Genomic DNA, 12,109 nt, shown 5'->3' on the forward strand with positions numbered 1-12,109 from the left:
TCTGTTAATCCTATCAAATATGGTCATTTTTTGCAGTTAAAATAGGAATAGATCATAAAGTTGCTATAATTGACTACAAAGATTTTTAAGATCATTTTTTAAGATCACTTTATGACGGCAATTATCAGTTGATCTTGATCATTGATAAAAATAGATAACGCAAGTCTAAAGTGGATTCATCACTACTAAAAAAGAGGCAAAGAAGATTATGAGTTTTGCAAAAGTTCCTGCAGCCAATGATATTGCAAAGATTACTGAAGATTTTAACTGTATCATTGAGATCCCGGCAGAATCTGATCCCGTTAAATATGAAGTCGATCACGATACCGATCTCATCTGGGTGGACCGCTTTGTCGGCACCAATATGCGTTATCCTGCAAACTATGGCTTTATTCCTAACACTCTCTGCGATGATGGCGATCCACTCGATGTATTAGTGATCACCCCATTCCCACTGATTCATGGCTCTGTCGTTCGTTGCCGTCCATTGGGCGTCCTCAATATGACTGATGAATCAGGCGGTGATGCCAAATTGATCGCTGTTCCTATCAGCAAACTCTGCCCAATGTATGACCATATTGAAGATATTAAAGATCTTCCTAAATTATTGGTTGACCAAATTGAGTTCTTCTTCCAAAACTATAAAGGTCTTGAGAGTGGTAAATGGGTGAAACTCGATGGCTATAGCGATAAAGCCGCAGCACAAAAAGAGATTGAAAACTCCCTTAAACTCTTTAATGAGAAGCAATAGCCGATCGAGAATCGTTAAGCTCAATAATGATCAAGGATAATCAATGGCAATAAAGATTTATAGGATCTAAAGAGCTATAAAAAACTACAGCAACCCAAAAAGGAGTAATCTTTTAGCACAGATTACTCCTTTTTTGCCATTAACACTAACTCAACAAAATTTCTTTTGTTTGAATTCGAATATAGTTTAACCTAACTTAATTAAAATCATAACGCTAACGCCCTGTCCTATCATGCTAATGCAATTAACGGAACTCAATATGATAGATCATCACAGTTGAAAAATATCCTCCTCTTAAAGCCTTTTCTGGATTTTTACGAAGATTTGCCGTTACATACAGATTAAGCAAACCTTGAGGCTTTAGCTCTCCAAACCGTAAAGGCGTATTAAATTGTAACTTTTTAGTTCCTATCGCACTCCCTGAAGAGAGGTCCTCGACTACAAAAGAGAGACTGGTACCATTTGAAATTTCTATCTCATCATTAACAACTGGATCCATCGCTTTAAATGTAATAATTGGATATAGGGAGTGACCGCAAGTATCGTTAGAAGGTCTAGCTAATCTGAAATAAAAGCTTTTTTTAACGCTTTGCACAAGATCTTCCCGATTAAGTATTCCGAAATCAACCTGAGGAGGTACAACAACCATCGGCCCGGGTGTCACACAAGGATCAGGGAAAGTATCAAATGTTGATACTAAATAAAGCGGATAAGGGGCATATCTCTTCTCTAATTGCACATCAGAAGAGTTATCGACTACAGAAAAAAGTGGTATGTAAAATGGATTGATAGGCTTTGGATTTTCAGGAATGACACGAGGTTTTACAACTCTTTCACTAATATTTATCTTAACCGAAAATTCATGAAACTGCCCTTCACCTAATGCCGGTAAAAATAGCTGCTCACCAAGATCGCCAGCCGCAATATCAAAGACATATAGAGAACTTGTTTGTGTTTTCCCACTATTGAGCGCAACAACTGTTGTTTCCACATCAAAAATTCCAGTAGTCGGCAGGTATTGATTAACAATATTATTAGCAAAAATAGATACTCCCCCACTTCCTGTTAGTGTTTGAACAAAAATTGGGACATCTCCCTTACAGCGCAACCTAAACTCAATAGTTTGCGCAGGAGCAACCTCATTTATTGGTAAATTTGTCTCAATATATCTTGGCCCCCCCAAACCTGTATCACTAGCAATACATAATGGATTATTCCAATCATACCCCTTTTGAGCATAGTTAGGAGTAATGATCACTATTCCTAAAAAAAAGATTAATATAGCCTGCAGCCTAATTCTAACTCTCATTATATGATTCTCTCCACTATTTTATAAGAACATAAACTAATTAATCAGGGTCTGTTGAGCATTCATAGCTTCAACAGACCCAAAGCTTTAAAAAACTGTATTATGCTTTCCAATGCATTCTAGTAAATACCTCCAGGGATACTCTATTTTCAGACGATATAAGGTTCCCATAAAGATATTTCTTAAATTTGGTTTGTCATAGATGTTCAAATCTAGGAGAACGGCCCTTAGTTTTTACCAATGCTTGTCATTCAGTAATGCTTGAAGCATACGTATAGAGAGTTAATATTGTGTTTTGCGACTGCATTTAACTACTCTCTATTTTTTATTTCAAATATTAAACTACCCTAGATAGATTGAATTATAGTTAGATCGTAGTGATTACTTATTACGATCTACTAGTTGACAACTACTACCACACTGATAACTTTGCGACTCTGTGCCACCGTAATCATTAATAAAATAGATCGTCGGAGTATTACCTAAGGCTTCGGTAACCGTTACGCTCCCAAAAGGCTTTACAACAAGATCTTTTTCAGTAATTTTCCCCTTCGGACCATTACTAACACCAAAAATCACGATATGGTAAGGAGATGGATTTTGTAGTGTATAGCTATTACCCGACTTCGAAACTTGTAACTCTTTTAACCAACCATTATCTTTATACTGTGGTAAGCCCTTTGGGCGATAAAAGAGTTTTACTTTTGATTGAATAACTATGTTAACTTGATTCTCAGCATCTGTTTTCGGAGGTACTCCTAAGACATTGAAGAATAACATTGTTTCACGATCTTCAGGTAGATGACTCTGTCCGGCTAAAGAGATCTTCACTTGCTTTTCTTGCCCAGGATTGATTCTTTGAAGAATCGGTAATGCAACAAGAGGTGTTTCAATCTTATTTCCTGATTCATCTTCTATCCAAGATTGTGCTAAATAAGGTTCATTTTTATTAGTATTCGAAACAACAATTGATTGAGAGTTAGATTGTACTCGATCAAAAATGACACGCGTTCTATCAAGCGTTAACTGAGCAAAAGAGATATTGAGTAAAGCTGCTGCTAAAATTAACAGTCGTTTCATAATTAGTTACTCCTAATAACAAATAATAGTAGTTAAATCTTTAGAGTCTGTTGACCGGATAGGCAAAGTACACGATTGATCTCTTCCCCACTTCACAGCAAACTCCGCTTTTTTATTAAGACCTGTGAGATAAGTCCGCCCTTGGTCAGCAACCATTCCTACTTCAGAGCCTTTCCCATTCTCTCGATAAACAATAGCGCCAAATGGAGGATGAGATCCATCTGGCAGTGTAATCGTTACTAATGCTTTCTCCCCACTAATCGCATTTGCCGATCGATATACAATCGCCCCTTTAGTCGGCGCAACCTCCATTACCCCATCTTGAATCTCAACATTATCGGGCAAGTTATCATTATCGATAAGATAGGTAGAGCGATAGTAATTTGGAATATTACTAATACCTGCTAAACCAAAAATATTGGATTTACTACTATTTCCCTGCATTCCTACCTCTGGAACTCCGGCATCGATAATCAAACGTGACCCCTCTTCAAAAACATAAGGATGAGTTGCTAAGCCATGCTCTGTTAATGTTAAAGAACCACTGAATCCAGCCGTAACATTTTGTTGATCTGATGCATAACTTACAGAACCATTAAAGTTACCAAAACTTAATGTTGTGTTGTAAGAAGCGCTTAATGCATAATCTATAGAGCCACTTAAATCTTGTTTATGATTCATTGATGCCCCTAAAGAGTAATTCCCCCCCATACCTTCGCTATAAAGTATCGCTTGTTGCGAAAAATTCTCACGATTTCGATCATAACGCGCATTGTAAGAAACTCTAGACTTTCGATCTTCTAGCGGAATAGAGACATAGAGACTAATGAGATCATCTTTATTTCCATAATTACTCTTATTATGGGAAAGATTTAATGAAACAGATGTACTCTGAAAAAAGCCTCTTTCTATTGTTTTATAAAAAGAAAGGTTGTAATAAGAGTTACTATCTTGATTCCAATAGGTCGATTTTGAAGCGGTTGCAGCTACACTAATATTCCACCGCGGGACATATTGTGACACGCTCAGAGAGAAACGATTTTTTTCTAAATAGATCCGGTTATCTCTTCCTGCTTTCATATCCACATAGTTACTCAAGGTTGTATAATCTCGGCTTGAGAAGCGATAACCCACAATATTAAGTGAGGTGTTCTCACCAAAACGTTTTGCATAGTTAAAACGATAGCTCTGCCCCGTTAAACGGCGACCTAGATTCGCTTTATTCTCTGATTTAGTTATATCAAAGGAGAATGCCCCCACTATTCCAAGATTGAGACCTAAGCCCGCATTGTAAGCAACATACTCATTATTTGTTGTATAGGTTAGCCCACCAATCAGAGAGATCATATCGGTCAAACCGTATGACCCATCCACTGATGCAAATTTCACATCAATTTTACGCAAATTATTTTGAGGGGATAATTTGCCGGCATTAAGGTTGTAGCGTAATGCCCCTTTTCGTGTTAAATAAGGAACATGAGCAATATCGACTTGAAACTCATTGACAGACCCATCGCTCTCTTCTACCATCACATCAACGGTACCACTTAAATAAGAAGGAAGGTTTGCAATTGCAAAGGGTCCCGGGGGAACTTGGACCTGCTTAATAATATTGCCATACTGTCTAACAGTCACAACAGCATTTGAGGTTGCTGTCCCAGTCACTTGAGGCGCATAACCTTGTAAATAGTTAGGCATCATACTCTCTTCAGTATAGAGAGAAACCCCCTTAAAACGCACAGAACTAAAGAGATTTGAGCGAGAATAAAGCTCTCCTGCATAGAGATGTGCATTGAGACTCCCTATATCAGTGAAAGCATAAGTTTGTGTTCTCTCAAACTTCTTTTCACTATTCGGACTATATTGATAATTACTTCTAAAACGAAATGGTCCTAAATTAAGCCCAATCACACCGTAACTTGAGAAATTATTACTACTATAATGACCACCACCATCTCTTTTATAACGATTATAAGTTTTGAGCAAGTTATAATCTAAAAATAGACCACTAATACCATAATCACGCTGATTTGGTGGAACCCAATAAGGATCGAAGTCCACCAAATAAGCATGGGGCATACGAATCTTAATCTTTTGTTCTCTATCATCAAACTCTGCCGCAATTGCAGAATCATACTGCTCTAATCCATAGCATTCACCTGCATCAGTACTATTGACTAACGTTTTTTTAGCCCCTATACGGAGTTCCTTACTAATAGGAAGAGATGTTAACAGTTCATCGGTATAGCAGATATAGCTCTGCCCTTCCTCACTATAGAGATAGACAGGATAGTTATAGAAAATATTTTGCTCATTGATTACAATATCAGCAAGATATTTACCCGTAAATTGATCATTACTCCCCGCAAAGGCAGAAAGATCAACATTCTCAAACCCTAAAGATTCTAAAATCTTATTGTCAAATTCAAATGCATAACTGATAGGTGATAGCAGAGCTCCGATAAGAATTAGGGGTCCCCCTATTTTCACAACAGCTTTCATTAAAGGTTTCATTACTCAGTAACTCTTTCTAGGATAATTATCTAGGATTAGGATGATGATAGAGAGATGGCCGACAGGAAAAGTTTTCCTATCAATTTAATTGTCTTGAACTTATTTATAGATTCATTAACAGCACTTCTGAATTTAAGTTTTAAATAAATTTTAAATAAGTTGATTAAGTTACACAGCACATCGTCACCACTACTCAATTGATTCAAAAGTAGCTATCCCTCAATAAGATTGCGGGATACCTACCCTTCATTTCAATAGAAATTAAAGTACTACCAGTCATAAAGATGGTTGTTCTTGATTTCTAATTTTTTGCTAGAGTGACTTATTTATAACTTGCAACAAATGATACAGTTGTCTCTACATTACCAGCTGTTACACCTGTTTCTGCACCAACCATACGTCCACGTACGTTATAAGTTGCTGTTCCATTAACAGGGTCAATTGTAGCCACTAAAGGTTTTGTCAAACCATCTGGTGTAACTTTCTCACCATCAATTTCGACTTCGATGCCTACCTTCTTAGCAGATCCGTCATTTGCCCATAAGTTTGAGCCTATATCTGATTTTGATCCTTTTTGAATAGCGATCGTTACGGCTGTTAATTTTGGATCTTTTTCTGCAGTTTCTAAATTACAATCAACAAATCTTACTTGACCTGTTCCCCATGCACCCTCTACTTGTTTCATTAAATTTGCTTTAGGCATTGATCCAAGATTAATGTTTGCAGAGTTACCCGCAACAATTGTACAACCTTTTTCTGTTACTGTTCCTGTGAACTTAATTTGACCATCTGAACCTGCAGTCTGAGCAAATGCTGCTGTAGATAAAGATAATGCTGCGACTAATGCTAATGTTAGTTTTTTCATAATTTTCACAACCTTTTAATTCAATTAATTAAACATCTTGCCGATATCAGAAAGAAGGAGGTAAATATAAGTCAGATAGACCCCCCTCTATACCTCTCCATTTCAAGATGAAACAGAGAAGCGAAAAGAAACCTAACACAAAAAATATTTTAAAGTAAAGCAATCATGTTTTGATAACAGATTGATTTATACATAGAAAAACCCAATAAAATTAGATTAATTGATAATTATTATAATAATCACGATTCAATTAACCTCATAGAAAAGAGGTTGAGTAGAAGTTCATTGAATTTGGGAAAAATTAGAAATTATTTTTATCGCTCAAAGAAAACTGCATAAAAATTAATCAAAATGATATGCTTTTTGCACGTCAATTTAAGTTATTTATTATTTTTTTATATGTATGATATTGTTGCTATTTATAGGCAATGTAAAATACGGTCAATAAAATAGATGGAACGATGAGGCAACTCTACTCACTCTGAATATTGCTCTATTTATCACTAAGCTGCGTTAAGTGACATTAAATCATTCATATAAAAACACCCCAAAGTTGTCTCCAACTCTGGGGTGTAGTTCATCTCAACTAAGTTTTTTTATATCTTATCCATCTTATCTATCTATATATAGTAGCGATGCTGAGTATCGATATTGGTATCACTGTAGATTCAAGCCTTCATTCAAGCCTTCACATATTTTAATAATCATTGAATAATGATTGAACAATTATGGAATGCATTCATCTCCTCACTCTATTTTTTAAAGAAGGTGACTAAGCGCATACCCACTAACATGGCGATCACAAAGATAATGCCTTCCCACATTCCACGACCAAGAAGGACTAATGCCGGCGCTGGACAGATGCCCACCAATCCCCAACCGATACCAAAAATAAGACCGCCCAATACAAGATCTTTATTGATCTTACTATTTTGAGGAAAGTTAAGCGGATCTCCCGTTAAGGTCTTATCGCGTCTACGTGCAATAAAAACACCGATAAAAGAGATAAAGAGTGCGCCGACCATCACCCATAAGAGGGAGGGATTCCAATCACCAAAAGGATCTAAAAATCCCTGAACAACTGCTGGATCAGCCATTCCAGAATAGAGTAGCCCCAAACCAAAAAGCAATCCTGAGGCAAATGCAATGATTAATTTCATATTAGCCTCCCATCATCAAATGCTTTAAGACAAAAACGGTCACCCCGCCGGCAACCATAAAGAGCACTGTAATAATCAATGATCCTGGAGCAAATCGGGAGATTCCGCAGATGCTATGACCGCTTGTACAACCAGAGCCCATTGCTGATCCTACTCCGACAAGAAGGCCTGCTGCAATTAAGAGAGGAACTGATGAAGTTACAGAGACAGAGGGTAATGAACCGGCAATAAGATAATAGACTCCGGGAGAGATGAGTAAGCCAATCACAAAGAGAAGACGCCAGGCGGTAATACCTTGACGTGTTAAAAGATTACTTACAATACCACTCACCCCCATAATCCGCCCTAACCCAATAAGGAAGAGAACAGCAGCACATCCAATGAGCAATCCCCCTAGGAGTGCCGGAAGTGAAAAGAATGACATAATGTTGATTACTCCTTAAATTCTTTAGAACAAAATAGACCATAAATACAATGTAAGAGTGTAATCACTTTTGGATCATCAACTGAATAGTAGATCCACTTTCCATCACGTCGGGTATTGACCAAATTGTCTTCTCGTAAAACGCCCAATTGTTGTGAAAGTGTTGGTTGTTGAATGCCGGTCAGTTCTTCGAGAGCAGAGACAGAATACTCTCCTTTACTTAAGTGGCATAGCAGCAGTAGTCGGTCTTCATTCCCAAATTTTTTTAAAAAAGCAGTCGCTTCCGTTGCGCCTTCACGCATCTCTTGAATATTCATCTTTCCCCCTAAACTAACTAACGTTAACAAAATTGAATCACTGCACCGATATCTGCATCCAAAATCGATTACAATGATCATTATACCTACTAATAATATATTTAAAAATTATATCTTTACTTTTAGACAACAGAAAAGAGCGCTATTCCCCTCTCTTTTAGGTACAGCACTCCTATACTCCCCTTTTCTACCCTCTCTGTGACTACAGTAAAACTTCAGTGAAACAATATAGACTGACAGAATTGATACCATGAATATGGGTAATCTTTTCAATCTTTTTCACCCATCTTCTTATTATTATCGATTACTTACTTAACTACTCACTTAACTAATTATTTAACATTATCTCATCTATAACTCTTCAGAGAGATCTCCTACATAGATTATTGCATGGGGTAATTATTGCATAGGGTAAATGATCCTCTATTGATCTATTGATCTATTGATCTATTGATAAACCATTACCTATAAATCATCCCTCGCAAATCATTCTTTCCTTCCCCTCTCTCTACTCTTTTACTACTTTCTCTCTAATAATGGAAGATAATGGCCGTAACCCTCTTTCTCCATCTCTGCTTTAGGTATAAAACGAAGTGCAGCAGAGTTGATACAGTAACGCATTCCCCCCAACTCTTGAGGTCCATCATTGAAGAGATGCCCTAAATGGGAATCCGCACTACGACTGCGCACCTCTGTCCGATGATAGCCATAAGAGAGATCTTCATGCTCTGTGATCTCTTCTGCCTCAATCGGTCGAGAGAATGCCGGCCAGCCACATCCTGCATCAAACTTATCACAAGAAGCAAAAAGTGGCTCTCCAGAGACGATATCAACATAGATCCCCTCTTCAAAATGTTGATCATACTCATTTTGAAAAGGTGGCTCAGTTCCATTCTCCTGAGTCACAAAATATTGCATTGAAGTTAACCGACTCTTTAAAGAGGCTTTCTCCTCTTTTGATAACTGATGACCGATCTTAGTCTCATTTTTTATCTTATCCATCCCATTCCCCTTCGCTCTTTTGGGTGATCTTTAGAGAGATAATTAGAGAGTGAAAAATCGCACTCTCTCCGCTGATTCTCTAATTTACCACTTTTTTATAAAAAAGTGTGATCACCATTGCTAAAATTATGAACGCTTTATCGTTCTCTGTCATAAAACAGTGATTTTAATAACATACAAAGTAGATATACTTTGAATAACTTAAGGATTAAAAATATACCCTCACTCCCCAAAAGTAAACCCTTCTAATGATAAATTATTTGACGCTTAACTATTTCTCTATTTATGCATCTTACACACAATGGTAGAATAATTGCTTCTTTTCATTGAATAAAGTGAACATATCATCATGCTAATCATCGATGTAAGAACTCCTGAAGAGTTCAGTGCCGGACACCTGAAAGGGGCAATATTGATTGAGTATCAAAATATATTAGATGAGATTGAAACCTATATCGACTCTAAAGATACGCCTATCGGTCTCTACTGCGCGGCGGGGGTTCGTTCTGAATTTGCGACCCAAGCGCTACTCCATCATGGGTATCATCAAGCGATAAATTTAGGGAGCTTCTCTGCGCTTTGGCAACAATACCCTCAATTACGAGATGAGTAGCGATTAGAGATTGACCTTTTAAGTTAGAAAGCGTTAGAAAGCCCCTCAAAGCCATAAACATATCGTAAACACCTTTAGGAAAGTATGCCCTTAACCCTTCAAGATAACCCTTCTCGCACAGGAGAGCGTTAAATCGTATGAGTATATTTATTACTATCTTTGTCATTATTCTACTTATTGCGCTCGCTAGTACCGTCCATAAGTTGATTCCCTTTAAATTTCCCCTACCCTTTATACAGATTTTAATGGGGGCGATTGTCTCATGGCCTCATGATGGCTTTCATGTCACCTTTGATCCTGAGCTCTTTATGCTCCTCTTTATTCCGCCACTCCTCTTTGAAGATGGCCGAAAGATGCCGCTAAAAGATTTTATTAATTCAGGACGAGAAATCGCGAGTCTTGCACTTGTCTTGGTCTTTGTCACCGTCGGCGGTTTAGGATATTTGATCTACTACTTTATGCCGGAGATGTCACTGCCGGTTGCATTTGCGCTTGCCGCTGTTCTCTCTCCGACCGATGCGGTCGCGCTCTCAAGCATTGTGGGTAAAGGACGTCTCTCCCATAAATTGATGCAAGTACTTGAGGGCGAAGCTCTGATGAATGATGCTTCGGCACTGGTCTCATTAAAGTTTGCAATTGCGGTTGCACTTGGCGTTGCCGCACTGACAACAACAGAAGATTATGCGCTATTAAGCTTAACTTTCCTCAAGATGGCTGTTGGGGGTGTTATTGTCGGGATCGCCTTCTCATGGGTCTATATTAAGCTCATTTTCTATATCGGAAAATTACAAGGGGATGAGGTCGGATCGCAGATGATTATGTTAATGCTCCTCCCTTTTGGTGCCTATGCCATTGCCGAGCTGCTCGATCTTTCAGGGATTTTATCAGCAGTTACCGCAGGGATGACTGTCAGCTTCTCGAAATTCTTCCAGACAACGCCGGTCCAGATGCGTCTGCGTGCTAATAGTATCTGGGGATTATTGGAGTATCTCCTCAATGGCGCAGTCTTCTTAATGCTAGGATTACAGATACCAAGTATCTTCCAAGAGACCTATCTTGATGCTTTAGTTGATCCCTCGACCACCTTTACAACATTGATCGGAGATATCGTTCTCATCTATTTTGCATTGATGCTCTTACGCTTCCTTTGGTTACTCCTACTGCGCTATACCAGCCCGATCACACCCTTTAAAAAACCGATGGTATTTGCCAAAATGAGCTTCAAAGAGCTTCTCATTTTAACCTTTTCCGGAGTTCGCGGAACAGTCACGCTCGCGGCGGCGCTCTCTATCCCGCTCTTTATCTCAACGAATCCTGATATTCCTTTCCCCGCGCGTTATCAGGTGATCTTCTTGGCAGCAGGAATTATTATTATGTCCCTAGTGACTGCGGCCATCGTACTTCCCTTCCTTCTAAGAAAGAAACAGGAAGCAGAACCGATTGCGGTTGAGAATATTAAAGAGGAACATGAAGTTCGCTCTGAGATTGCCACAGCAGCGATTGAAGCCGTTGAAAAGACCGCTGAATCACTCAATGCCGAGAAACCTTCTGAAGAGGAGGATGAGCGACAACTCTTTATTCGTCAGATTAGTAATCATGTCATTAGCGAAATTGAGCAGGTCAATCATATGATTCAGAAGACGGAAGAGAGTGATGCCATTGAGGTTCATATTCGCCTTGCTGCCGTTCGTGCAGAGCGACGCAAGCTCTATGAACTCAATTCGAAAAAACGACTCAGTCCTGAGCTCTATGCCAAGCTACTCTATGAGATCGACTTAGCAGAAACCCTTATTTTAGGTCGCTCTCCGATTCACCCTAACTAATCTCTTTTGACCTGCTGATCGTTTCTAATCATTGATAAAAGCAGCACAAAAGAGCTTCGTGACAGAAAGAGCGAGATGAAATTGAAATCATCTCGCTCTTTTTTTCATTCTGCCCTAAGCTCTATAAAAGGGCATCGAAAATCATGGGAGATCATGGGAGATCATAGAATCCACAAAAAATAGGCAAGAAAAAGGTCCCTTGGGACAAAGTAATTGTCGGGGCCTCTCTTAGGGATGCGATTCTAATATGG

General features: G+C 38.4%; 11 protein-coding genes. 3 read left to right on the forward strand and 8 right to left on the reverse strand.

The window, feature by feature from the left end:
- The first annotated feature begins 208 nt into the window (after positions 1-208).
- Positions 209-751: an inorganic diphosphatase gene (gene ppa, locus DC082_RS03180; protein ID WP_109235721.1), complete on the forward strand. Its 543-nt coding sequence runs from the start codon at positions 209-211 to the stop codon at positions 749-751.
- 244 nt (positions 752-995) lie between these two features.
- Here ppa and DC082_RS03185 read toward each other — a convergent pair whose 3' ends face one another.
- The 8 genes from DC082_RS03185 to msrB form a co-directional block, all read right to left on the reverse strand.
- A complete protein-coding gene (locus tag DC082_RS03185) occupies positions 996-2,060 on the reverse strand; it encodes a hypothetical protein (RefSeq protein WP_133243677.1) in 1,065 nt (354 codons plus the stop codon).
- Between the two features lie 381 nt (positions 2,061-2,441).
- The gene (locus DC082_RS03190; RefSeq protein WP_109235723.1) at positions 2,442-3,140 is read right to left on the reverse strand and encodes a fimbrial biogenesis chaperone; all 699 of its coding nucleotides are present in this window, start codon (positions 3,138-3,140) and stop codon (positions 2,442-2,444) included.
- Positions 3,141-3,152: 12 nt separating this feature from the next.
- Entirely contained in the window at positions 3,153-5,654 is a 2,502-nt protein-coding gene (locus DC082_RS03195; protein ID WP_109235724.1) for a fimbria/pilus outer membrane usher protein, read from the reverse strand.
- A gap of 322 nt (positions 5,655-5,976) precedes the next feature.
- Complete coding sequence (locus DC082_RS03200; protein ID WP_109235725.1) at positions 5,977-6,519, reverse strand: fimbrial protein; 543 nt, start codon at positions 6,517-6,519, stop codon at positions 5,977-5,979.
- Between the two features lie 752 nt (positions 6,520-7,271).
- A complete protein-coding gene (locus DC082_RS03205) occupies positions 7,272-7,679 on the reverse strand; it encodes a DUF6691 family protein (RefSeq protein ID WP_109235726.1) in 408 nt (135 codons plus the stop codon).
- A 1-nt stretch (position 7,680) separates the two neighbouring features.
- Positions 7,681-8,103, reverse strand: a complete 423-nt coding sequence (locus DC082_RS03210; protein WP_109235727.1) for a YeeE/YedE family protein — start codon at positions 8,101-8,103, stop codon at positions 7,681-7,683.
- Between the two features lie 8 nt (positions 8,104-8,111).
- Complete coding sequence (locus DC082_RS03215) at positions 8,112-8,420, reverse strand: ArsR/SmtB family transcription factor (protein ID WP_109235728.1); 309 nt, start codon at positions 8,418-8,420, stop codon at positions 8,112-8,114.
- A 519-nt stretch (positions 8,421-8,939) separates the two neighbouring features.
- Entirely contained in the window at positions 8,940-9,422 is a 483-nt protein-coding gene (msrB, locus tag DC082_RS03220) for a peptide-methionine (R)-S-oxide reductase MsrB (protein WP_109235729.1), read from the reverse strand.
- A gap of 349 nt (positions 9,423-9,771) precedes the next feature.
- Between msrB and DC082_RS03225 the strand changes: the two genes are divergently transcribed.
- On the forward strand, positions 9,772-10,035 hold the full coding sequence (locus tag DC082_RS03225; RefSeq protein ID WP_229821548.1) for a rhodanese-like domain-containing protein: 264 nt from the start codon (positions 9,772-9,774) through the stop codon (positions 10,033-10,035).
- A gap of 137 nt (positions 10,036-10,172) precedes the next feature.
- On the forward strand, positions 10,173-11,858 hold the full coding sequence (locus tag DC082_RS03230; protein ID WP_109235731.1) for a Na+/H+ antiporter: 1,686 nt from the start codon (positions 10,173-10,175) through the stop codon (positions 11,856-11,858).
- Positions 11,859-12,109: the final 251 nt, after the last annotated feature.

The organism is Ignatzschineria indica (genome assembly GCF_003121925.1).
Taxonomy (GTDB): domain Bacteria; phylum Pseudomonadota; class Gammaproteobacteria; order Cardiobacteriales; family Wohlfahrtiimonadaceae; genus Ignatzschineria; species Ignatzschineria indica.